The 22,813-nt window shown below is 72.1% G+C and carries 20 protein-coding genes; 4 read left to right on the top strand and 16 right to left on the bottom strand.

Features of this window, described 5'->3' with window-relative positions; translation table 11 throughout:
- Window positions 1-44 precede the first annotated feature (44 nt).
- From H297_RS0111045 to rpsD, 12 genes are all read right to left on the bottom strand, one after another.
- A complete protein-coding gene (locus tag H297_RS0111045) occupies window positions 45-1,229 on the bottom strand; it encodes an aminopeptidase P family protein (RefSeq protein ID WP_027737087.1) in 1,185 nt (394 codons plus the stop codon).
- A 142-nt stretch (window positions 1,230-1,371) separates the two neighbouring features.
- Window positions 1,372-2,415 carry an AAA family ATPase gene (locus tag H297_RS44155; RefSeq protein WP_486589476.1) on the bottom strand — a complete coding sequence of 348 codons (1,044 nt, stop codon included), beginning with the start codon at window positions 2,413-2,415 and terminating at the stop codon, window positions 1,372-1,374.
- A 190-nt stretch (window positions 2,416-2,605) separates the two neighbouring features.
- On the bottom strand, window positions 2,606-3,706 hold the full coding sequence (gene aroB / locus H297_RS0111055; RefSeq protein ID WP_027737089.1) for a 3-dehydroquinate synthase: 1,101 nt from the start codon (window positions 3,704-3,706) through the stop codon (window positions 2,606-2,608).
- On the bottom strand, window positions 3,703-4,236 hold the full coding sequence (locus tag H297_RS0111060) for a shikimate kinase (RefSeq protein WP_027737090.1): 534 nt from the start codon (window positions 4,234-4,236) through the stop codon (window positions 3,703-3,705). Before H297_RS0111060 ends, aroB begins: the two co-directional genes overlap by 4 nt.
- Window positions 4,233-5,417 (bottom strand): chorismate synthase, encoded by a 1,185-nt coding sequence (gene aroC / locus H297_RS0111065; protein ID WP_027737091.1) that lies wholly within the window; start codon window positions 5,415-5,417, stop codon window positions 4,233-4,235. The genes H297_RS0111060 and aroC overlap by 4 nt, the downstream gene beginning before the upstream one ends.
- A 115-nt stretch (window positions 5,418-5,532) precedes the next feature.
- Entirely contained in the window at window positions 5,533-6,372 is an 840-nt protein-coding gene (locus H297_RS0111070) for a shikimate dehydrogenase (protein WP_027737092.1), read from the bottom strand.
- 81 nt (window positions 6,373-6,453) lie between these two features.
- A complete protein-coding gene (gene mltG / locus H297_RS0111075; RefSeq protein WP_027737093.1) occupies window positions 6,454-8,532 on the bottom strand; it encodes an endolytic transglycosylase MltG in 2,079 nt (692 codons plus the stop codon).
- Between the two features lie 131 nt (window positions 8,533-8,663).
- Window positions 8,664-9,161: a Holliday junction resolvase RuvX gene (ruvX, locus tag H297_RS0111080; RefSeq protein ID WP_027737094.1), complete on the bottom strand. Its 498-nt coding sequence runs from the start codon at window positions 9,159-9,161 to the stop codon at window positions 8,664-8,666.
- On the bottom strand, window positions 9,161-11,836 hold the full coding sequence (gene alaS / locus H297_RS0111085; protein WP_027737095.1) for an alanine--tRNA ligase: 2,676 nt from the start codon (window positions 11,834-11,836) through the stop codon (window positions 9,161-9,163). The genes ruvX and alaS overlap by 1 nt, the downstream gene beginning before the upstream one ends.
- Entirely contained in the window at window positions 11,836-12,342 is a 507-nt protein-coding gene (locus H297_RS0111090) for a DUF6167 family protein (protein WP_027737096.1), read from the bottom strand. The genes alaS and H297_RS0111090 overlap by 1 nt, the downstream gene beginning before the upstream one ends.
- 6 nt (window positions 12,343-12,348) lie before the next feature.
- Complete coding sequence (locus H297_RS0111095; protein ID WP_064744809.1) at window positions 12,349-12,789, bottom strand: DUF948 domain-containing protein; 441 nt, start codon at window positions 12,787-12,789, stop codon at window positions 12,349-12,351.
- Window positions 12,790-13,084: 295 nt separating this feature from the next.
- Window positions 13,085-13,696: a 30S ribosomal protein S4 gene (rpsD, locus tag H297_RS0111100; protein ID WP_027737098.1), complete on the bottom strand. Its 612-nt coding sequence runs from the start codon at window positions 13,694-13,696 to the stop codon at window positions 13,085-13,087.
- A gap of 55 nt (window positions 13,697-13,751) precedes the next feature.
- Between rpsD and H297_RS0111105 the strand changes: the two genes are divergently transcribed.
- Together H297_RS0111105 and H297_RS0111110 are read left to right on the top strand one after the other, a co-directional pair.
- The gene (locus tag H297_RS0111105; RefSeq protein ID WP_027737099.1) at window positions 13,752-14,561 is read left to right on the top strand and encodes a hypothetical protein; all 810 of its coding nucleotides are present in this window, start codon (window positions 13,752-13,754) and stop codon (window positions 14,559-14,561) included.
- Between the two features lie 135 nt (window positions 14,562-14,696).
- Window positions 14,697-16,007 (top strand): SpoIIE family protein phosphatase, encoded by a 1,311-nt coding sequence (locus H297_RS0111110; protein ID WP_027737100.1) that lies wholly within the window; start codon window positions 14,697-14,699, stop codon window positions 16,005-16,007.
- An 85-nt stretch (window positions 16,008-16,092) separates the two neighbouring features.
- Here H297_RS0111110 and H297_RS0111115 read toward each other — a convergent pair whose 3' ends face one another.
- The 4 genes from H297_RS0111115 to H297_RS0111130 form a co-directional block, all read right to left on the bottom strand.
- Window positions 16,093-17,448, bottom strand: a complete 1,356-nt coding sequence (locus tag H297_RS0111115; RefSeq protein WP_027737101.1) for a replication-associated recombination protein A — start codon at window positions 17,446-17,448, stop codon at window positions 16,093-16,095.
- Window positions 17,449-17,514: 66 nt separating this feature from the next.
- Window positions 17,515-18,144 carry a vitamin K epoxide reductase family protein gene (locus tag H297_RS0111120; RefSeq protein WP_486589477.1) on the bottom strand — a complete coding sequence of 210 codons (630 nt, stop codon included), beginning with the start codon at window positions 18,142-18,144 and terminating at the stop codon, window positions 17,515-17,517.
- 73 nt (window positions 18,145-18,217) lie between these two features.
- Entirely contained in the window at window positions 18,218-19,480 is a 1,263-nt protein-coding gene (gene hisS / locus H297_RS0111125) for a histidine--tRNA ligase (RefSeq protein WP_027737103.1), read from the bottom strand.
- 11 nt (window positions 19,481-19,491) lie between these two features.
- A complete protein-coding gene (locus H297_RS0111130) occupies window positions 19,492-20,214 on the bottom strand; it encodes an MBL fold metallo-hydrolase (protein WP_027737104.1) in 723 nt (240 codons plus the stop codon).
- A 293-nt stretch (window positions 20,215-20,507) separates the two neighbouring features.
- Between H297_RS0111130 and H297_RS0111135 the strand changes: the two genes are divergently transcribed.
- Both H297_RS0111135 and H297_RS0111140 read left to right on the top strand, forming a co-directional pair.
- Window positions 20,508-21,326: a peptidylprolyl isomerase gene (locus H297_RS0111135; RefSeq protein ID WP_027737105.1), complete on the top strand. Its 819-nt coding sequence runs from the start codon at window positions 20,508-20,510 to the stop codon at window positions 21,324-21,326.
- A 167-nt stretch (window positions 21,327-21,493) separates the two neighbouring features.
- Window positions 21,494-22,723, top strand: a complete 1,230-nt coding sequence (locus H297_RS0111140; RefSeq protein ID WP_027737106.1) for a DUF349 domain-containing protein — start codon at window positions 21,494-21,496, stop codon at window positions 22,721-22,723.
- Window positions 22,724-22,813 lie beyond the last annotated feature (90 nt).

Consider the following 22,813-nt stretch of genomic DNA (forward strand, 5'->3'; position numbering starts at 1 on the left):
GCGCTGCGCGCCCCTACGGCCCGTGGGCCCGACCCCCGCGGGGGTCAGAGGGCGAGCAGCTCCTTGGTCGTGATGGTGAGTAGCTCGGGTCCGCCGTCCGCTTGCGGGCGGACGACGAGCGTGTCGTCGATCCGGACGCCGCCCCGGCCCGGGAGATGGACCCCCGGTTCGACGGTGACCGGCACACAAGCGTCCAGTTTACCCACGGCCGCGGGCGACAGCCGAGGGTCCTCACCGATTTCCAGCCCCACCCCGTGCCCGGTCGCCTCGCCGAGCGCCGCACCGTGCCCGGCAGCCCCCAGCACCTGGCGGGCCGCACGGTCCACCTCGCGGTACTCCGTACCGGGGCCCAGCGACTCCCGGGCCGCCCGCTGAGCAGCGAAGACGATGTCGTACAGCTCGATCTGCCAGGCGTCGGGCGCGGTCCCGATGACGAACGTACGGCCGATCTGGCAGCGGTAGCCGCGGTAGCGGGCGCCCAGGCGGACCGAGAGGAAGTCGCCCTCCTCCACCCTCCGGTCGGTCGGCCGGTGGCCGGGTAGCCCCGAGTGCGGTCCGGTGGCCACCGAGGTGGGGAAGGCGGCGCCCTCCGCCCCGTGGTCGATCAGCCGACGCTCCAGCTCCAGCGCCAGATGCCGCTCGGTGCGGCCCACCAGGATCGACTCCAGCAGCTCGCCGAGCGCCTGGTCGGTGATCTCCGCCGCGACCCGCAGCGCGGAGATCTCCTCCTCGTCCTTGACGACCCGCTGCTGCTCCACCACCAGGCCCAGGTCCGAGAGGTGCAGCGAGGGTGCCACCGCAGAGAGTTCGCGGTGCCGGGCGACCGTCAGATGGTGCTCCTCGACAGCGAGTGCGCGGGCGCCGCTGCGCTCGGCGAGGGAGGCGGCGGCCACCGCGGCGTCGCCCCGTGTGCCGCCCGGCGTCCCCGCGGTTGCCGGATCGTCCGCGCCGGGGTCCGCGGGCATTTCTGCGGGCACGTCCAGGGTGAGCTCCTGGAGGTCGTCGGCGGGGTGGGCGCCGTTGGCCGGGCCCCGGCCCGGTGCGGAGACCAGGGTGTCCCGGCCGTCGGGACCGAGCAGCAGTGCGCTGCCCTGCGCCGCTCGGCCGGTCAGGTAGCGGACGTTGGCGGGGCGGGAGATCAGCACCGCGTCGGCAGGGCCGTCGTGGGCGGTGCTCGCCGCACAGCGGTCGCGGAGCCGGGCGCGGCGGGACACATGCACCTCGGACATATGCCGAGAGTACGCAGCGCCGCGCGCCCCGGCCGTCCGGACACGGCCGTGCGGGCGAGCCGATTGCGATTGTCGGCTCAGCGGAGGGTCGTCTTTCCGCACACACCTGGGCCGCGTGCCCCGCTGGAGGGGCCGCGCTGGCTCACCAGCTCACCGGGCTCGCGAGGCTGCGGGCGACGACGTTGTCGAGCATCTGCGCCGTGCTGGCGACGTCCTGCCGCGAATTGTCGATGATCGGCAGCCCGGAGCTGTACCAGCCCGCCATCCGGCCGTGGATGTGGGCCACCTCCTCGTCGGCGAGGCGGCGGTTGCCGCTGCGCTGCGCGTTCCGCTCCAGCACGATGTCCAGGCCGGGCAGCAGCACCACCGGGATGAGGCCCGGCCCCACGTGCCGCTTCCAGCCGCCGAGGCCGATGACGGGCCAGTCGGGGAAGACGGCGTCGTCCAGGATGCAGGAGATGCCGTTGGCGAGGAAGTTGCGGGCGGCGAAACCGCAGGTGCGGCGGGCGAGGCGGTACTGGGCCTCGGAGTCCTCGTTCCAGCCCGTCTGCGGGTCGGCGAAGCCGGACCGCACCCACTCGCGCACGTCGTCGAGGCTGATGTGAGCGGTGCGCACGGCGCGGTGCTCGGCCCAGTAGCGCGCGACCGTGGTCTTGCCCGCACCCGCCGGGCCGATGAGCAGCACGGCCACGGCGGCACGGGTGGCGTCCAACTGGGCCGGGGTCGCATCGGGCGCCGGTATCTCCACGGGAGCGCCCGGTGGCAGTCTGACGTGACCCGTCGCCTCGGCAGGGGGCATGCTGCCGCCGGGCCGGGCGGGCGCCCCCGCGGGGGCGGCGGGCGGCCGGGGCGGAGGCTGCTGGGCGGGGTGCTGCTGGGGAGGCGCCGGGGGCTGGTGCGGCGGCTGGGACGGCTGTGGGCCCGGCCCTCGCCGCGCCGGCTGCGGAGGCTGGGGGACCTGCGGCTGCGGAGGCTGGGCGGGGTGGGGGCGTGGGTGGGGCTGCGAGGGCTGCGGCTGCGCCCGGGGCTGCGGCCGGGGCCGGGATCCGGGAGGCACCGGTGGCGGAACCTGCACGGGCGGGGGCGGCGGAGTGGGGCCGCCCGGCGCGGACCCGCCCGGCGGCGTGGGGACGGACCACTGTGTCCCGAAGCCTGGGTGGGCGCCATGGGCACCGCTGTGCTGCATCCGGACCCAACTCCGTCTCAAGGTGTGCGGGCGCTGCGGGGCAACGCCCGGTGCTGTGCTGTGCGTTCGGCTACTGACGGTACCTTCCCCGGCCGTCTCCTGCGTGAACGACCGGGTCCGCTCCCGAGTGCCCGACGCACCGGGGCTGCCCGGCGGTTCCCGTACGGCTGCCCCGGGACGGACGCCCGGCTCAGGCGGCGATCTCGGCGTGCGCCGCCAGCAGCATCGCGGGGTCGGGGCTGTCCAGGACGGCCGGCCTGGCGAGGCCCTCCAGGACGATGAAGCGCAGCCGGTTGCCGCGCGACTTCTTGTCGACCTTCATGGTCTCCAGCAGCTTGGGCCACTGGTCGCCCCGGTAGGTGACGGGCAGTCCGACCGACTCCAGCACGGCGCGGTGCCGGTCCGCGGTCGCGTCGTCGAGCTTGCCCGCGATCCGGCCCAGCTCCGCGACGAACACCATGCCCACCGACACGGCCGCGCCGTGGCGCCAGTTGTAGCGCTCGTTCTTCTCGATGGCGTGGCCGAGGGTGTGCCCGTAGTTGAGGATCTCGCGGCGGCCGGATTCCTTCAGGTCCTCGGAGACCACCTCGGCCTTCACCCGGATCGAGCGCTCGATCAGCTCCGCGGTGTGCGGGCCCCCGGGCGTACGGGCTGCCGCCGGGTCGGCCTCGATCAGCTCCAGGATGGCGGGGTCGGCGATGAAGCCCGCCTTGATGATCTCCGCGAGACCGCTGACGTAGTCGTGGACACCGAGCGACTCCAGCGCCGCCAGGTCGCACAGCACCCCCGCGGGCGGGTGGAAGGCGCCCACCAGGTTCTTGCCCTCGGCGGTGTTGATACCGGTCTTGCCGCCGACCGCAGCGTCCACCATGCCCAGCACCGTGGTGGGCACCGCGATCCAGCGCACTCCGCGCAGCCAGGTGGCCGCCACGAACCCGGCCACGTCGGTGGTGGCGCCGCCCCCGACGCCGACGATCACATCGGTGCGGGTGAAGCCGGTCTGTCCCAGCGCCTTCCAGCAGTAGGCGGCGACCTCCGCGGTCTTGGACTCCTCCGCGTTGGGCAACTGGATCGCGACGGCCTCGAAGCCCTGGCCTGCGAGGTCCTCACGGAGCGCCTCACCGGTGGAGGCCAGCGCCTCGGGGTGCAGGACGGCGACGCGCTGGGCGTCCGCGCCGATGAGGCCCGCGAGTTCACCGAGGAGCTGCCGTCCGACGAGCACGTCGTAGGGGTCCGTGCCTGCCGAGCTGCCCACGGTGATGCGGGTCACGGAGGGGTGCTGGGTGGTCATTGCTGGTTCTCCGGCTGGGTGGACGGTAGCTGCAGGGCCGCCAGGATCTCGTCGGCGACCTGCTCGGGCGTGCGGTCCTCGGTGCTGACGACGACGCGGGCCACCTCGGTGTAGAGCGGCCGTCGCTCGTCCATCAGCTTGCGCCACTGCTGGCGCGGGTTGATGACGAGCAGGGGACGCGGGGCGTCCAGACCGACGCGCTTGACGGCCTCGCCCACGCCCATCTCCAGGAAGACCACCGGGTGCCCGGCCAGCAGCGCCCTGGTCTCCTCGGCCAGCACGGCGCCGCCGCCCAGCGCGAGGATGCCGGTGTGCTCGGCGAGGGCGGTGCGCACGGCGGCCCGCTCCAGTGCGCGGAAGTGCGGTTCGCCCTCGTCCAGGAAGATCTCCGAGATCGGCTTGCCCGCTGTCTGTTCGATGTCCTGGTCGGTGTCGCGGCAGGTCACACCCAGCCGCTGGGCGAGCAGCGCGCCGACGGTCGACTTGCCGGCTCCCATCGGGCCGACGAGCACCACGAGGGGGCCGGTCACTTGATCTCCAGGTTGTCGAGGAAGGAGCGCACGTTGCGGCGGGTCTCGGGAACGCTGTCGCCGCCGAACTTCTCGGCCACCGCGTCGGCCAGCACCAGCGCCACCATCGCCTCGGCGACGATCCCGGCAGCCGGTACGGCGCACACGTCGGAGCGCTGGTGGTGCGCCTTGTCCGCCTCGCCGGTGCGCACGTCCACGGTGGCCAGCGCGCGCGGCACCGTGGCGATGGGCTTCATCGCGGCCCGTACGCGCAGCAGTTCGCCGGTGGACAGACCTCCCTCGGTGCCGCCGCTGCGGCCGGAGGAGCGGCGGATGCCGTCCGGGGTGGTCAGGATCTCGTCGTGCGCCTGCGAGCCCGGCACCCGCGCCAGGCCGAACCCGTCGCCCAACTCGACGCCCTTGATCGCTTGGATGCCCATGAGGGCGCCGGCCAGCCGCGCGTCCAGCCGGCGGTCCCAGTGCACGTGGGAGCCCAGGCCGACGGGCACCCCGTGGGCGACGACCTCGACGACGCCGCCGAGGGTGTCGCCGTCCTTGTGGGCCTGGTCGATCTGGGCGACCATCGCCTCGCTCGCCTCCGCGTCCAGGCAGCGCACCGGGTCGGCGTCCAGCCTGGCCACGTCCTCCGGCTGCGGGACGGTGCCGTACGGAGCTGCGGCAGCTCCGAGCTCCACCACGTGCGAGACCAGTTCGATGCCGGCGGTCTCACGCAGGAAGGAGCGTGCGACGGTGCCGAGCGCCACCCGCGCCGCCGTCTCGCGGGCGGAGGCGCGCTCCAGGACGGGCCGTGCCTCGTCGAAGCCGTACTTCTGCATCCCTGCCAGGTCGGCGTGGCCGGGGCGGGGACGGGTCAGCGGGGCGTTGCGGGCCAGCGTCTCCAACTCGGCCGGGTCGACCGGGTCGGCGGCCATCACCTGCTCCCACTTGGGCCACTCGGTGTTGCCGACCATGATCGCCACCGGCGAGCCGAGGGTCAGTCCGTGACGTACGCCACCGAGGAAGGTGACCTCGTCGCGCTCGAACTTCATGCGGGCGCCGCGGCCGTATCCGAGGCGGCGGCGCGCCAGCTCGTCGGCGACCATGTCGGTGGTCACCGGGACGCCGGAGGGGAGGCCCTCCAGGGTCGCGACGAGTGCGGGGCCGTGCGACTCCCCTGCGGTCAGCCAGCGCAACCTGCTCAACGGTGCTCCTCTCGGCCGCGGTGCGGCCCGTCCTCTTTCCTGGGAGCGATCCTTTCATGCCGACGGCGTGGGCCTCGTCCCGCGCCCACCCTCCGGACAGGCGGCCCGCAGCCCCTCATACGGTGCGGGAACGCAGCTCCGCCTCGCCCGCGGCGCGCATGGCGGCCAGCGGGGCCGGGCCGCGCCCTGTCATCAGCTCGACCTGGAGCGCCGCCTGGTGCACCAGCAGATCGAGACCGCCCAGGACGGTGCCGTGCCAGGCGGCGGCCAGCGGGGTGGGCCAAGGGTCGTAGAGGACGTCGAAGAGGGTGCCGCCGGATGCGGGCACGGCCTGGGCGAGCCCGTCGGTGGCGCCCGCGGGGGTCGTGGAGACCACCAGGGGTGCGCGCAGCCCTTCCGCGGCCCGCGTCCAGTCCGCGGTCCGCACGGTGACGCCCAGCCGCTCGCCCCACCCCCGCATCTCGCGGGCGCGCTCCTGGCTGCGGACATACGCGGTGACCTGGCCCTTGCACAGGTGGGCGAGCGCCGCCAGCGCGGAGGAGGCGGTGGCGCCGGCGCCCAGCACCGTGGCGGACTCCACGCTGTGGATGCCCTGCTCCGCCAGCGCGGCGACCATGCCGGGGATGTCGGTGTTGTCGCCGTGCCGGTGTCCGTCGCGGGTGAGGACGACCGTGTTGACGGCCTCCACGGAGGACGCCGTCTCGCTGATCGCGTCCAGCAGCGGGAGCACGGCCCGCTTCAGCGGCATGGTCAGCGACAGCCCGGCCCACCGGCCGTCCAGGTCGGCGAGGAAGCCCGCGATGCCCTGCTCGTCCACCTCGAACCGGTCGTACGTCCACGTGTCGAGTCCGAGCTCGGCATAGGCCGCCCGGTGCAGCACCGGAGAGAGGGAGTGGTCGATCGGCGAGCCGAGGACGGCAGCACGGGTGGCGGTTGTCGGAACGGAGTGTGGCATCAGCCGCCGTTCTCCTTACTCTTCACTGCTCTTCACTGCTCTTGACTTCTGTCCGCTGCTCTTGGCTCGTGCCTGCGCCGGCTACTTCTTCTGCTCGCGCTGTTCCCTGTTGAAGGCTTCGACGTTCTTCCTGTGCTCTTCCGGGTCGTCGGTGAAGCGGGTGTCGCCCGGCTTGACCGTCACGAAGTACAGCCAGTCGCCCGTCGTCGGCTTCAGTGCCGCCTCGATCGCCTGCTGCCCCGGGTTGCTGATGGGGCCCGGCGGCAGGCCCTTGTGCAGGTAGGTGTTGTACGACGAGGGGTACTTGGTGTCCGCCACCGACACGTCCAGCGTGGAGCGGCCCTTCGCGTAGTTGATGGTCGAGTCGAAGCCGAGCGCCATGTCCTTGTCGAGCCGGTTGTAGATCACCCGGGAGACCTTGCCGAACTCGTGGTCCTCCTGCGCCTCCGCCTGGACGAGCGAGGCTATGGTCAGGATCTGCTCCGGTGTCTTGCCGGTCTTCTCCGCCTGGTCGTCCAGCCCCGCCTTCGCGTACTCGGCCTCCGCCCTCTTCACCATCTGGCGCAGCACGTCCTTGGGTGTGCTGTCCTTGCCCACGCTGTACCTGGAGGGGTAGAGGAAACCTTCCGGCTTCCCGTGCGCCCACTTCGGCAAGCCGATGTCCCCCGAGTCGGCCGCCTTCTTCGTACTGCCCTCGGGGACGTCGAGTTTCCGGTCGACCTGCTCGTAGACCTTGGAGGCCCGCCATCCCTCCGCGACGATGATCCCGTTCTGGCTGCCCGGGTCGAGCATCATCTCCACCGCACTGGCACCGGACATCTTCTTGCGCAGGGTGTAGGTGCCCGCCTGGATGCTCTTGTCGCCTGCCGCCTCCACGAAGGCCCCGGCGCTCTTGACCACACCCTCCTTCTGGAGGACCTGGCCCATCTCGGAGACGGAGACGCCGTCCGGGATGTCGACCATGACCTCGCCGGAGCCCTTGCCCTCGTAGTCGGGCGCGGGCGCGAAGTGGGACTGGTAGAAGTCGTAGCCGACGTAGCCCACGACGCCGACACCCGCGACCAGGGCGGCCGAGATGACCAGGCTGCAACCGCGGCCACGCTTTGCTCCGGTACCTCCCCGGCGGGCGCGGCGGCGGCCCAAGCGGCTGTCTTCGTCGTCCTCGTCGTCGTAGCCGTCCTCGGGACCGTCGTCGTCGCGGTCGAGGAAGAAGGCCCGCTCCCCCCGGTCGGGCCCCGGGTCCCAGCCCGTCTCGGGATCGACCGTGGCACCGGACGCCTGCCGGGGCACGGGCTGCGGGTCCGGGTACGGCTGCCGCGGCGGCACGCCTGAGGGGTCACCGCCCTGCGGGCCGCCGTACAGGCCGGCGTGCTCGCCCGTGTGCTCCTCCACGGGGTACGGGCTCACGGGGTGCTGCCCCGTGGCGTACCGACCCGCCGGGTGCTCCCCGGTGGCGTACTCACCGGACGGATACCCGCCCACGGCGTACTCGCCCGAGGGGTACCCCCCTGTCTGCTGCGGACCCACCGGGTACTCCCCGGAGGCGTACTCACCGGAGGGGTACTCCCCCGACGGATACTCCGACTGCGGGTACGCGCTCGCCTGGTACTCCCCCGTGTGCTGCGGGTCCACGGGGTAGGCGCCGGTGTGCATGAGGTATTCGCCGGTGTGGTGCGGGCCTGCCAGGTACTCCCCGGTGCTGTACTCCCCGTATCCCCCCGCCGGGTACTCGCCCGTGTGGTGCGGCCCGTACGGGTACTCGCCGGTGCTGTACTCCCCCGTCGGATACTCGCCCGTGGCGTACTGGCCACCCGGGTACAGGTACTCCCCCGTGTGCTGCGGCCCTACCGGGTACTGCCCGGACGGATACCCGCCCGTCGGGTACTCCCCGGTTCCGGTGGCCCACTCCCCGGTGCCGTAGGGATCGGCCACCTGCCCCGTCTGGTGCTGGGCGGCGGTCCAGCCGCCGGTGCCGTACTGCTGGTACTGCTGGTACTGCTGCTGTGCGTCCGCGTACTGGTAGGGCTGCTCCGGGTCCGGCTGCTGGTTCCAGCCCTCCTGGTATCCGGGCTGCTGACCACCGCTTTCGCGATGATCCCCGTAGAGGGGGTCATCGGGGTCCCACGGTTGGGAGCCAGGGCCCCGGCCGTACTCAGTCATCGATCCCCTTGAGACGCGAGAGCGGCAGCCGGGCCGGAGTGCCGGGCGCCGTCCCCGGTCCGCCGGCCGGGGTGGGCGCGGCACGCCCGTCGAGCGGCTGCCGTGTCGCGCGGAACGTTACCGCACGGCAATCAGACAACCACTTCGACGCACTGCCCCGGCGGGTGGCCGGATGTGCGCTCCGTCTCCAACGCGTTCTGCAGGATCACCACCGCCGCAGCCTGGTCGATACGAGAACGTCCCTTCCTGGAGCTGACTCCGGAGGCCCGCATCGACTGGGCAGCAGTGACCGTCGTGAGGCGCTCGTCGACCAGCCGCACCGGGACCGGTGTGATGTTCTTCGCCAACTGTGCAGCGAAGTCACGCACCTTCGCCGCCGCCGGGCCCTCCCCTCCGCTGAGCGAACGGGGCAGCCCGACGACGACTTCGAGCGGGTCGTACTCCTCGACCAGTGCGGTCAGCCGTCGCTGCGCCGCCGGGACGTCGCGCCCCGGCACCGTCTCGACCGGTGTCGCGAGGACACCGTCGGGGTCGCTGCTGGCGACCCCGATACGGGCATCTCCGACATCGACGGCCAGCCGCCTGCCGCGCCGGAAGGGCGCCGGGCCGTCCGCCTCGGCGGCGTCCATCAGGCGTTGCCCCCGGCCTCCGCCACCAGGCGCTCGACGGCGGTGACGGCCTCGTCCACGGCCTCCGGGTTCTGGCCGCCGCCCTGGGCGACGTCCGGCTTGCCGCCACCGCCGCCGCCCAGCGTCTTGGCGGCCGTCCGCACCAGGTCACCGGCGCGCAGCCCGGCCTCGCGGGCGCCCTCGTTGGTGGCGATCACGGTGAGCGGGCGGCCGTTGGTGACCGCGAACAGCGCGACGACGCCCGGCCGGCTGCCGAGCCGCTGGCGCACGTCCAGGACCAGGGTGCGCAGGTCGTCGGCGCTGGTGCCGTCCGGCACCCGGGCGGCGGCCAGCACGATGCCCCGCACCTCCTTGGCGCCGTCCGCGATCCCGGCGGCCGCCTGGAGGACCTTCTCCGCCCGGAACCGCTCGATCTCCTTCTCGGCGTCCTTGAGCCGGGTGAGCATCCCCGAGATCCGCTCGGGCAGTTCCTCGGAGCGGCCCTTGACCAGTTCGGTGAGCTGCGAGACGACGGTGTGCTCGCGGGCCAGGAACTTGTAGGCGTCCACGCCGACCAGCGCCTCCACGCGGCGCACGCCGGAGCCGATGGATGCCTCGCCCAGCAGCTTGACCAGGCCGAGCTGCGAGGTGTTGTGCACGTGCGTGCCGCCGCACAACTCCTTGGAGAAGTCGCCGATGGTCACCACGCGCACGGTCTGGCCGTACTTCTCACCGAACTCGGCCAGCGCGCCCTGCTTCTTGGCCTCGTCGATGCCCATGTACTCGGCGTGCACGTCGAGTTCGCGGGCCAGCACCTCGTTGATCTTCTGCTCGACGTCGGTGAGCACGGTGCCGGGGACGGCGGCCGGGGACCCGAAGTCGAAGCGGAAGCGGCCCGGGGAGTTCTCCGACCCGGCTTGGGCGGCCGTCGGGCCGAGCGCATCGCGCAGCGCCTGGTGGGTGAGGTGGGTGGCGCTGTGGGCACGGGCGATGGAGCGGCGCCGGTCGGAGTCGATCTGCGCGTAGCCGGGCGAGCCGACGGTGACCTCACCGACCTGGACGGTGCCCTTGTGCACGCTGACGCCGGGCACGGGCTGTTGCACGTCGCGCACCTCCACGACGGCGCCGCCCTCCAGCCTGATCCGGCCGGTGTCGGCGAGCTGCCCGCCGCCCTCGGCGTAGAAGGGGGTGCGGTCGAGGACGACCTCGACGTCGTCGCCCTCGCTCGCAGCCGGCGAGGGGACACCGTCGACGAGCAGGCCCACGACGGTGGCCTCGCCCGAGGTCTCGAAGTAGCCGGTGAAGTCGGTGGCGCCCGAGCTGTCGGCGATCTCGCGGTAGGCCGACATGTCGGCATGGCCGGTCTTCTTGGCCTTGGCGTCGGCCTTGGCGCGCTCCCGCTGCTCCTTCATCAGCCGGCGGAAACCCTGCTCGTCCACCGAGAGGCCCTGCTCGGCGGCCATCTCCAGGGTGAGGTCGATGGGGAAGCCCCAGGTGTCGTGGAGCAGGAACGCCTTGTCGCCGGACAGGACGGTGCCCCCGGACTGCTTGGTCTCGGTGACGGCGGAGTCGAGGATGTTGGTACCGGCCTTCAGCGTCTTGAGGAAGGCGGCCTCCTCGGCGAGCGCCACGGTCTCGATGCGCTGGCGGTCGGTGATCAGTTCCGGGTACTGCTGCCCCATCGTCTCGATGACGACGTCGATCAGGTCCTGCGCCACCGGCCCGGTGGCGCCCAGGATGCGCATGTTGCGGATGGCGCGGCGCATGATGCGGCGCAGCACGTAGCCGCGGCCCTCGTTGCCGGGGGTGACACCGTCGCCGATGAGCATCACGGAGGTGCGGATGTGGTCGCTCACCACGCGCAGCGACACGTCCGAGTGCTCGGCGTCGCCGTAGGCCACGCCGGTCAGCTCGGTGGCCTTGTCGATGACGGCGCGCGAGGTGTCGATCTCGTACATGTTGTGCACGCCCTGGAGGATCATCGCCAGGCGTTCCAGGCCGAGACCGGTGTCGATGTTCTTGCTGGGCAGGTCGCCGAGGATCTCGAAGTCGGTCTTGGTGGTGCCCTCGCCCCGCTCGTACTGCATGAAGACGAGGTTCCAGATCTCCACGTACCGCTCGTCGTTGACGGCCGGGCCGCCCTCGCGCCCGAACGCGGGCCCGCGGTCGTAGTTGATCTCCGAGCAGGGCCCGCACGGCCCCGGCACGCCCATGGACCAGTAGTTCTCCTCCATGCCCAGGCGCTGGATGCGCTCGGGCGGCACGCCGACGACGTCGCGCCAGATGCGCTCCGCCTCGTCGTCCTGCTCGTAGACGGTGATCCACAGGCGCTCCGGGTCCAGCCCGTAACCGCCCTTCTCCTGCGAGCTGGTCAGCAGCTCCCAGGCGAGCTTGGCGGCGCCTTCCTTGAAGTAGTCGCCGAAGGAGAAGTTGCCGCACATCTGGAAGAAGGTGCCGTGCCGGGTGGTCTTGCCGACCTCCTCGATGTCCGGCGTGCGGACGCACTTCTGCACGCTGGTGGCGCGGGGCCAGGGCGGGGTGACCTCACCCAGGAAGTACGGCTTGAAGGGCACCATGCCCGCGGGGACCAGCAGCAGCGTCGGGTCGTCCGCGATCAGCGACGCCGACGGCACGACGTGGTGCCCCCGCTCCTCGAAGAAGCGCAGCCAGCGGCGGCGGATTTCAGCCGACTCCATCAGTGGTCCTCATTCCGGTCGTTCGGGTGGGTGGGGTGGGACTGCTGCCCGTCGCTGTCCGCCCGGTCGGGCCGGACCGCCCCTTCCTGGTGCCGCAGCCGCTCGGCAGGGCGTGCCGCGCCGGCGGGGCGGACGGCGCCGAGCTGCCGCGGGGCCTGCTTCCGGGAGCTCCGCGCACCGCTGCGCTGCGCATCGGTGCCCTGCTGCCGCGGAAGGGCGGCCGGCCGCCGCTGGGCCGCACCCTGGGCGGGCAACTCCCGGTAGCGGTCGGCCTCGTCGGCCGGGGCGATGCCCAGCGCATCCTTGAGCTCGCCCTCGCGCTGGGCCATGCCCGCGCGGACGTCGAGCGCGAACTCGCGCAGCCGCTGGCCACCTTCGACGGCCCTGTCGGCCGCACGGAGCGCCAGCGCGTCGGGGGCGAGGCTGCGAATCTTGCGCTGGACCTTGGTGGTGGCCCAGACCCCGGCGGCGGCGCCGGTGGTGAACCAGAAGGCACGGCGGATCACGGGGGATCAGCCCTTTCCACGCTTGCGGCCGCCGCGCCGGGCGGCGGGAACGGTACGGCCGACGACGACCCTCCGGCCGCCTCCGGCTTCCTTGCCGGTCTCCTCCTTGCGGCCGAGTGCGCGGCGTACGCCGTAGCCGAAGGCAGCGACCTTGACGAGCGGGCCGCCGAAGGTGGTGGAGACGGTGGAGGAGAGTGCGGAGGCGTTGGAGGTGACCTCCTGGACGTCGGACGCGATGGCGTCGACACGCTCGAGCTGCGACTGTGCGGTGCGGACGGTTGCCGATGCCTCTCCCAGGAGGGGGACCGCCTGCTCCGTCACGCCCGTCACCAGCTTGGTCGCCGCCTTGAGCGTCTGCGCGAGCCTCACCAGCACCACGGCGAGGAACGACACCAGGATCGCCCAGAAGACGGCCACCAGCAGACCGGCCACTTCTCCACCGGACACGCTGCACCGCTTCCCTTGAGGGTCATGGGGTCGGCCGCCGCTCGCCGGGTGGCCGACCGCGGCGGCGTACGAGGTACCGACCTTATCGCGCCCGGCCACCGCTCCCGTACCGCATTAGCGGCCGGGCACACGTGCGGGTGGCCCGCCGGGGTGCGCCGGCGGGCGGGACGAACCGGCAGCCGAGGCACGGCTCCAGGAGGGAGAAGGCGAGGGCTCGGCGCAGGAAAGCGGCAGCCCGCCCGTACGGGCCGGCGGGAACCGGCGCCTGACGGGCGGGCTGTCGGGGAGCGTGCGGTCAGCGCGCGTAGTACTCGACGACGAGCTGCTCGTCGCAGATCACCGGGATCTCCTTGCGGTTGGGGTCCCGGTCCAGGCGAAAGGCGAGCGCCTGGAGGTTGACCTGGAGGTAGCGCGGGGTCTCCCCCTCACCCGCGTAGCCACCCTCGCGGGCGACCTGGAAGGGGTGCTTGGCGCGGCTGCGCTCGCGGACCATCACCACGTCGTCGGGACGCACACGGAAGGACGGCTTGTCGACCTTGCGGTCGTTGACCGCGATGTGGCCGTGCACGACCATCTGGCGGGCCTGGTAGATGGTGCGGGCCAGACCGGAGCGGAGCACGAGCGCGTCGAGCCGGCGCTCCAGCTCCACGACCAGGGCCTCGCCGGTCTTGGCATCGGTCTTGCGGGCGCGGTCGTAGGCGCGGCGCATCTGGCTCTCGCTGATGTCGTACTGCGCACGCAGACGCTGCTTCTCCAGCAGGCGGACCTTGTAGTCACTGTTCTGCTTGCGGCCCCTGCCGTGCTCTCCGGGCGGGTACGGACGCTGCTCGAAGTACTTGACGGCCTTCGGGGTCAGCGCGACGCCCAGGGCACGCGACTTCTTGACCTTGGGACGCGACTGGTTCACGTTGAACGGACCTCCGTGTAAGTTAGGTGAGCCTTACCTTAGCCGAGGAGCACGTATGTTTCGACCTGGGATTTCCCTGCCCGGTACAGACACCGAGGAGGATCAGCCGCGTCCCGTGGAAGACGTCCGACAGCCGAGTGCCGCCGAACGTGTACGAACCCTCGCACAATCCAGCGTATCTGCCCTGCTCACGATTCCCGGAGCCGAGCAGTGGACCGACGAACCGGGAGCCGCGACCCCCGAGGCCCGCGCCGTCACCCCGGACGGAGACGTCGTCCTGCTGGTCGCGGCGGACTCGATCGAGGCCCGCGTGTGCGCCTACGCCCAGGACGACGACCTCACCGCCGTGATGGAGATCACGGATGTGGCCCCGGTCTCGGTCCCCCACCGGGTGCGCGGACGCGCCTGGATCGCGGGCTGGCTCACCCCCGTACGCGGCGACGACCGGTCCGCCTGCGCCAGACTGCTGGCCGACACCGCGCCCACCGCGCCGCCCGCAGGCACGTCCCGGCAGATGCTGCGCCTGGAGGTCGGGGAAGCCTACATCGACGACCTGTGGGGCGCCGAAAGCGTCGAACCGGACGCCTTCGCGGCCGCCGCCTGCGACCCGCTGGCCGCCCACGAGGCCGAGCTCCTCCAGCACCTGGCCGCCGCCCACCTGGAGCAGGTCCGCGGACTGTGCGCCTGCCAGGGATGGGAGCGCGCCGCGCCGTTGGCGCTGGACCGGTTCGGACTGCGGGTACGCGGCTGGTCCGCCTCCGGCAAGGGGCCGTGCATGGACGCCCGCTTCGACTTCGCGGAGCCCGTGGGCTCCGTGGCCGAGCTGCGGCACGCGATGCACAGCCTGTTCTCCGCCGGCGGCTGACGGGACCGGGCAACCGGTGCGGCCGCGCGGCCGCAGGCGGCAGGGAGCCACCGGCCGGCTCGTCCGCCGCGCGGCCGCGGGCCGGCCTCACTAGAGTGGATGTGTCCCTTTTGCCCAGGAGGCCGGCAGGGAGCTGTGACGTCACCGGAGATCGACTACGCGGCCATCTTCGCCGCCTCTCCGAGCGCCTACGCGCTCCTGGGGCCGGACCTGGTCATCCGCGACGTCAACCCGGCCTACCTGCAGCTGACCCTCCGCATCCGGGACGAGCTGGTGGGACACCACATCTTCGACGTCTTCCCGGAGAACCGCGCCGATCCCGAGGCCGACGGCATCCGCAGCCTCAAGGCCTCCCTGCACCGGGTCGTCACCTTCCGCAAGGTCGACGTCATCCCGCTCCAGAAGTACGACATCCCGGTGGCCGGCAAACCGGACGCCTTCGAGGAACGCTGGTGGCACACGGTCAACACCCCGCTGCTCGCACAGGACGGCTCCGTCAGCGCCGTCCTGTGCCGCGAGGAGGACATGACCGGCTTCATCCGCTCCTACCAGCAGCAGCACGGCAGGACCGCCACCCTCCCCGGGGCCGGAACCGACGGTGCGGGCCTGTCCAAAGGGGAGGGCACCGAGCCCGTGGTGCCCCATGACGGCGACGTCCCGCACCTGACGACCCAGCTCTACGCCCGCGCCCAGGAACTGGTCCGGATCAACGAGGAGCTGCGGCGCACGAACGCGCAGGAGCGGCAGGTGGCGCTCACGCTCCAGGAGGCGATGCTCTACTCGCCGGGGCTGCCCCGGCCGAACGTCGCGGTGCGCTACCTGCCCGCAACCGGCACCCTCAACGTGTGCGGCGACTGGTACGACGTGGCCGACACCAGCGGAGGCCGGGTCGTCGCGGCCGTCGGCGACGTCGTCGGGCACGGCCTGGAGGCGGCCGCCGTCATGGGCATGCTGCGCAGTGCGCTCAGTGCGGCGATGCGCGCCACGGACGGCCCCGCCGAGGCCCTCCAGGTGCTCGGGCTGTACGCCGGCTCCGTCGAGGGCGCCCTGAACGCGACGGCCGTCAAAGTGCTCATCGACGCCCCCGCCCGCCTGCTCACCTACAGCAGCGCGGGACACCCGCCGCCGATCCTGCGCCGGACCGACGGCAGCTGCGAGCTGCTCGACGACGCCACCGACCCGCCGCTGGCCACCCGCGCCGACGAGACACTGCCCCGCCCCGAGGCCACCCGGCCCTTCTCCCCCGGTGATGTCCTGGTGCTCTACACCGACGGGCTCATCGAACGCCGGGGCGAGGACATCGACGCCGGACTCCACCGGCTGACCGAGGCCGTTGCGCGGCGCGGCGGCCTCGCTCCCGAGGACCTGGCGGACGCGCTGCTGGCCGGCCTGGGCGTCAGCGGCGGAGCGCGCGACGACATCGCCCTGGTCGTCATCCGGTTGTGACAGGCAGCCCGGCGGGCACGGTGCTGCGGCCGCCGCGGAACCCCGCCTGACCGGCCCCCGAGTGCGGGCGGCCCGGGATCTGCCGCTACTCGCCCTCCCCGCGCAGCCGGGCCCGGACACGCTCGGCCACGTCCGCGTACCGGGCCTCCGCGCCGTAGCGGGTCGGCTCGTAGTAGCGCTTGCCGTGCACCTCGTCGGGCGCGTACTGCTGGGCGGCGATGCCGCCGGGGAGGTCGTGCGGATACTGGTAGTCCTTGCCGTGTCCCAGCTTCTGGGCCCCTTTGTAGTGGCTGTCGCGCAGATGGGACGGGACCGGACCCGCATGCCCTGCCCGCACGTCGGCGAGGGCGGCGTCGACGGCGAGGTAGACGGCGTTGGACTTGGGCGCCAGTGCCAGCGCCACCGTGGCCTGGCTGAGGGTGATCCGCGCCTCGGGGAAACCGATCATGGCCACTGCCTGGGCGGCGGCCACCGCCGTGGACAGCGCCGTCGGATCGGCGAGGCCGATGTCCTCGCTCGCGGAGATCATCAGGCGCCGCGCGATGAAGCGCGGATCCTCCCCCGCCTCGATCATGCGCGCGAGGTAGTGCAGCGCCGCGTCCACGTCCGAGCCACGGATCGACTTGATCAGCGCGCTGGCCACATCGTAGTGCTGGTCGCCCGCGCGGTCGTACTTGACGGCGGCGCGGTCGACGGCCTCCTCGACGGTGGACAGCGCGATGGCGGACTCGCCCTTGGCCAGCGCCGCGCCCGCGCCGGCCTCCAGCGCCGTCAGCGCGCGCCGGGCGTCGCCCCCCGCGATGCGCAGCAGATGGTCCTCGGAGTCCTGCGGCAGGGTCACCCGGTCGTCCAGGCCCCGCTCGTCGGCGACAGCGCGGCGCAGCAGGCCCCGGATGTCGTCGTCGGTCAGCGGCTCCAGCGTCAGCAGCAGGGAACGCGAGAGCAGCGGCGAGATCACCGAGAAGTAGGGGTTCTCCGTGGTGGCGGCGATCAGGGTGACCCAGCGGTTCTCCACGGCAGGCAGCAGGGAGTCCTGCTGGGCCTTGCTGAAGCGGTGGATCTCGTCGAGGAAGAGAACCGTCTCCTTGCCGTAGGCCCCGGCGGAGCGGCGGGCTCCGTCGATGACGCTCCGCACCTCCTTGACCCCGGCGGTGATCGCCGACAGCTCCACGAACCGCTTGTCGGTGGCCTGGCTGACGACGTACGCCAGCGTCGTCTTGCCGGTGCCCGGCGGGCCCCACAGCATCACCGACGAGGACCCGGCCGGGCCGCCGCCGCCCTCCCCCACCAGACGGCGCAGGGGCGAGCCGGGGCGCAGCAGGTGCTGCTGGCCCACGACCTCGTCCAGGGTGCGCGGACGCATCCGCACGGCGAGGGGGCTGGCGGAGGGGTCCTTGGCCTGACGGTCCTCTGCTGCTGCGGTGAAAAGATCGGGCTCCACAACGGGAAACCCTAAGTCAGCCCACCGACAACCGCGCCGCCGCGCCCCGGCTCCGGGCCCGACGCCTCAGCGCGTCCAGAAGTCCCACCAGCGTGTGAGGACCAGGACGCCGATCACGCCGATGTGCAGCACCGGCACCACCCAGGGGAACTCCCCTGCGAAGTCGCGCACCCCCGCGGGCGCGGGCAGGAAGCCGCTCCGGAGGTTGTGCGCGGTCACGTACCAGAACATGACGATGGTGATCACCCACGCCAGGCAGCACCACAGGCAGAGGTTGCCGATCACGTACAGCGACTGGTACTGCAGCCACGTCACGAAGCCGACGCCGAAGAGGCAGCCGGCGTTGAACGTGAGCCAGTACCAGCGCGGGAAGGTGACGCGGGCAAGAAGGGAGACCCCGACACAGACGACGATGCCGTAGGCCACCAGCCCGATCATGGGGTTGGGGGCGCCGAAGGCGGCGGCCTGGTCGCTCTGCATGATGTTGCCGCAGGCGATGACCGGGTTGATGCTGCACGCCGGCTTGAAGCTCTTGTCCTCCAGGAGCTTGAACTTGTCCAGCGTGATGACCCATGCCGCCAGCAGACCGGCGGCACCCGTGACGATCAGCATCCAGCCGAACGCCCGACTCGCGCCGACGGCACCCCCCTTCGGTGCGTCCGCGGTCACATGCGTCTCACCGGGGGGTGCCGTCATCGTCATAGCCTTCTCGTCCCGTCATCTGGTCATAGCCGGTGCCGGGCTCATTCTGCCCCAACTCGCTGTGCGGTCACCGCAGCTTGTCGCGTACCTGGGCCACCACGCGATCGAGCGGCAGGGCGGTCTGCTCACCGCTGGCGAGGTCCTTGAGCTGGGCCACGCCCTCGGCCAGATCCCGCTCGCCGAGCAGCAGCGCGAACCGGGCCCCGGACCGGTCGGCGGACTTCATGGCGTTCTTCATGCCCTTGCCGCCGTAAGCGAGATCCGCCGCCACGCCCTCCCTGCGCAACTCGGTGACCAGGCGGAACAGGTGCCGCCTCGCGTCGTCGCCGATCGGCACGGCGAACAGTTGGGTGGGCGCGGGCAGTTCCAGCTCCGCCCCTTCGGCCTCCAGCGCCAGGACGGTGCGGTCCACGCCCAGGGCCCAGCCGACGGACGGCAGCGCGGGCCCGCCGATCATCTCGGACAGTCCGTCGTAGCGACCGCCTCCGCCGATGGCGGACTGGGAGCCGAGCCCGTCGTGAACGAACTCGAAAGTGGTACGCGTGTAGTAGTCGAGTCCACGCACCAGCCGCGGATCGTCCTCGAAGGGAACGCCGGACTCCGTCAGCAGCGAGCGCACCTCCTCGTGGAAGGCCTTGCACTCCTCGCACAGGTGGTCGCGCATCATCGGAGCCCCCGCCAACTGGCGCTGGACGCCGTCCCGCTTGTCGTCGAGCACCCGCAGCGGGTTGATCTCGACACGGGCACGGGTCTCCTCGTCCAGGTCGAGGCCGCGCAGGAAGTCCTGGAGCGCGGCCCGGTAGACGGGGCGGCAGGTGCGGTCGCCCAAGGAGTTGAGCAGCAGCCGGAAGCCGCTCAGACCCAGCGAGCGGTAGGCGTCGTGGGCCAGGACGACCAGCTCGGCGTCCAGCGTCGGGTCCTCGGTGCCGACCGCCTCGGCGCCCACCTGCGAGAAGTGGCGGTACCGCCCCTTCTGCGGACGCTCGTAGCGGTAGTAGGAGCCCGAGTACCACAGCTTCACCGGGAGGTTGCCGGCCTTGTGCAGGCTGGACTGGAGCGCGGCCCGCAGCACCGAGGCGGTGCCCTCCGGGCGCAGGGCCAGCTCGTCGCCGCCCTTGGTGGTGAGGGTGTACATCTCCTTCGTCACGATGTCGGTGGACTCGCCGACACCGCGCGCGAACAGCTCGACCTGCTCGAACCCGGGCGTCTCCACATAGCCGTATCCGGCCCTGCGCAGCGGCGCGGAGATCGCCTCGCGCACGGCGAGGTACGTCGCGGAGCCGGGCGGCAGCAGATCGTAGGTGCCCCTGGGGGCCTTGAAGGTGCTCACGTCGCTTCTCGTCACAATCCTCGTCGCGGGGAGGCGGTGCTCGGTCGGCCGTCTCCCGGGCCCTGCTCGGCCACCTGTCGCAGGAAGGGGTTGGTGGCGCGTTCACGGCCGATGGTCGTCTGGTGCATGTGTCCGGGCAGGACCACGGTCTCGTCCTCCAGGGGCAGGCACACGCGCGCCAGGGAGTGGAGGATCTCGACCGGGTCGCCACCGGGCATGTCGGTGCGTCCGATGGAGCCGGGGAACAACAGGTCGCCCGAGAAGAAGACCGGCGGTACGTCCGCCTGTTCGGGCATCCGGAAGGTCACCGACCCCTTGGTATGGCCGGGCGCGTGGGCGACGCCGAAGGAGAGTCCCGCCAGGTCGAGCGTGGCACCCTCCGTCAGCTCCTGGACGTCGTCCGGCTCGCCCACGGTCAGCTCGCCCATGAGGGGCTGGCCGATGATCCGGCCGATCCCCTTCTCCGGGTCGCTCATCATGTAGCGGTCGGCGGGGTGGATCCAGGCGGGCACGCCGTGCGCACCGCAGACGGGGACGACAGAGGCGACATGGTCGATGTGCCCGTGGGTGAGCAGTACCGCGACCGGCTTGAGCCGGTGCTTGGCGACGGCTTCCGCGACACCGTCCGCGGCCTGGTGGCCCGGATCGATGATCACGCACTCCGCACCGGCGGCGGGGGCGACCAGATAACAGTTGGTCCCCCAGGCCCCGGCAGGGAACCCGGCAACGAGCACGATCGTCCTTCATTAGTCCGACAGCGGGCGACAACGGCGAAGCAGCCGAGCGCGCGGCTGGCTCTTCGCCGGTCAGGCGGCTGCCAGCCTACCGGCGCCCGTGCCTGCCGGGCGAACCCGCAAGGCACCCGCCGGGCCCGCCGCGAGGCGTCGGCGGGGGCTCATAAGCCACACCTGGGACGAACCCCCGGGCGCACACCGGACGAACCGGCAAGAGGGCGGAGCCACCCACAGGGGGGACGTATACGGTACGTGAAACCCCGCAGGTGCGACGCCTCGAAGGAGACGAGACCGTGGTCAGCAGTGAGCAGCGCAGGAAGCAGCTCGCCCGGGAGAAGTACGAGCGGTATCTCGAGCGCAAGGAGACGGCCCGCCGCAGGGCCCGTATCCGCAACGCCACGATAGCGATCGCAGTGGTGATAGTCCTCGCCGCGGGCGGGGCGTACGCCGCCACCGGCGGGCTGAACGGAGACAAGAAGAAGGATTCCGACAACTCGGCGGCCGACAAGCCCTCGGCATCGCCCAGCAAGGCGCCCGACCCCTGCGACAAGCCGGCCAAGGGCAAGCCCAGCACCAAGAAGTGGAAGAAGGAACCGGCCATGAAGGTGGACAAGTCCGCCACCTACACCATGGATCTGAAGACGACCTGCGGCGACATCCCCGTCGAGATGGACGCCGCGAAGGCGCCGCACACGGTCAACTCCTTCCAGTTCCTGGCGGACGAGAAGTTCCTCGACCACTCCCCCTGCCACCGGATGACCCAGCAGCAGGGGCTCTACGTCCTCCAGTGCGGCGACCCGACGGGACGCGGCGACGGCGGCCCCGGCTACCAGCTCAAGGACGAGAACCTCAAGGGCGCCACCTACCCGGCGGGCACGGTCGCGATGGCCAACAGCGGCCCGGACACCGGCGGCAGCCAGTTCTTCCTCGTCTACAAGGACAGCAAGCTGCCGCCGAACTACACCCCGTTCGGCAAGATCTCCGGCTCCGGCACGAAGGTCCTGAAGAAGATCACCAAGGCCGGGGTGGGCCAGGGCATGAGCGGCCGCCCGGGCGACGGGCCGCCGAACGCCACCGTGGTGATCGACAAGGCTACGGTCCGTAAGTCCTGACCAACTGCTCGTCGCCGCCCGCGTTCCCCCCGTCCGGGACCGGCAATTAGCCGCTCGCCGGATGCGGACAGCGCGGGCGCCGGTCGCCTATGTTGGCTGTGACGAGAACCGTGGACGATGCCGGGGGGCCACAACGCCCCTCCCGGGCATCTTGTGGAGGAGGCGCTGTGAGCAGCGACCCGTGGGGCCGCGTCGACGACGCGGGGACTGTGTACGTGCGTACGGCGGACGGCGAGAAGGTCGCCGGGTCGTGGCAGGCGGGCTCGCCCGACGAAGCCCTCGCCTACTTCAAGCGCAAGTACGACGGTCTGGTCGTGGAGATCGATCTGCTTGAGCGCCGGGTGAAGACCACCGACCTGTCGGCGAAGGACGCTGCGACGGCCATCGAGCACCTGCGTGAGCAGGTCGACGCCCACCACGCCGTGGGCGACCTCGACGCCCTGCGGACCCGCCTCGACAAGCTGGTCGAGACGGTCGAGGCGCGCCGCGAGGAGCGCAAGGTCCGCAAGGCCGAGCAGTCCGAAGAGGCGCGCCGCGCCAAGGAGGAGCTCGTCGCCGAGGCCGAACAGCTCGCCGAGAGCGACCAGTGGCGGGCCGCCGGGGAACGGCTGCGGGCGCTGGTGGGCACCTGGAAGGGCCTGCCGAGGCTGGATCGCAGGAGCGACGACGAGCTGTGGCACCGCTTCTCGCACGCCCGCTCGGCGTTCTCCAAGCGCCGCAAGGCCCACTTCGCGCAGCTCGACGCGCAGCGGGAAGAGGCGCGGCGGCGCAAGGAGAAGCTGGTGTCCGAGGCCGAGTCGCTCTCCGCCTCGCGGGACTGGGGCCCCACCGCCGCCAGGTACCGCGACCTCATGCAGGACTGGAAGGCCGCGGGGCGGGCGCAGCGGGAGCACGAGGACGACCTGTGGGCGCGGTTCCGCGGTGCCCAGGACATCTTCTTCCAGGCCCGCGCCGAGGTCTTCGCCGAGCGCGACAGCGAACAGCGCGAGAACCTCGCGAAGAAGGAGGAGCTGGCCGCCGAGGCGGAGAAGCTGCTGCCCGTCACGGACCTGAAGGCCGCGCGGAGCGCCTTCCGCGGGATCAACGAGCGCTGGGACGCCGTCGGTCACGTCCCGCGTGACGCCCGGCCCCGCATCGAGGGCCGGATGCACGCGGTGGAGCGGGCCGTCCAGGAGGCGGAGGAAGCCGAGTGGCGCCGCAGCAACCCGGAGGCGCGGGCACGCGCCGCCGGGCTGACGGGGCAGCTCCAGGACGCCGTCGACAAGTTGCGGGCGCAGATCGAGCAGGCCCGTGCGGCGGGGAACACCGCCAAGGCGGCCAAGCTGGAGCGCGAACTGGAAGGCCGCCAGGCCCTCCTGGACCAGGCCCTCAAGGGCCTCCAGGAATTCGGCGGCTGACCCTCACGGGTGCAGCCTTTGGCCGCACCCGCATGTGCTGCGGACCCTCGCCGCGGTGGCCGCCTGCCGCCGCGGCGAGGCCGGTGCGTG

The sequence above is a fragment of the Streptomyces sp. CNT360 genome (assembly GCF_000424785.1).

Bases quoted from the DNA above. Each gene is read 5' to 3' on its own strand.
- H297_RS0111045 (WP_027737087.1), bottom strand. From the start codon at position 1,229: ATGTCCGAGGTGCATGTGTCCCGCCGCGCCCGGCTCCGCGACCGCTGT.
- H297_RS44155 (WP_486589476.1), bottom strand. From the start codon at position 2,415: ATGCAGCACAGCGGTGCCCATGGCGCCCACCCAGGCTTCGGGACACAG.
- aroB (WP_027737089.1), bottom strand. From the start codon at position 3,706: ATGACCACCCAGCACCCCTCCGTGACCCGCATCACCGTGGGCAGCTCG.
- H297_RS0111070 (WP_027737092.1), bottom strand. From the start codon at position 6,372: ATGCCACACTCCGTTCCGACAACCGCCACCCGTGCTGCCGTCCTCGGC.
- mltG (WP_027737093.1), bottom strand. From the start codon at position 8,532: ATGACTGAGTACGGCCGGGGCCCTGGCTCCCAACCGTGGGACCCCGAT.
- ruvX (WP_027737094.1), bottom strand. From the start codon at position 9,161: ATGGACGCCGCCGAGGCGGACGGCCCGGCGCCCTTCCGGCGCGGCAGG.
- alaS (WP_027737095.1), bottom strand. From the start codon at position 11,836: ATGGAGTCGGCTGAAATCCGCCGCCGCTGGCTGCGCTTCTTCGAGGAG.
- H297_RS0111105 (WP_027737099.1), top strand. From the start codon at position 13,752: ATGTTTCGACCTGGGATTTCCCTGCCCGGTACAGACACCGAGGAGGAT.
- H297_RS0111120 (WP_486589477.1), bottom strand. From the start codon at position 18,144: ATGACGGCACCCCCCGGTGAGACGCATGTGACCGCGGACGCACCGAAG.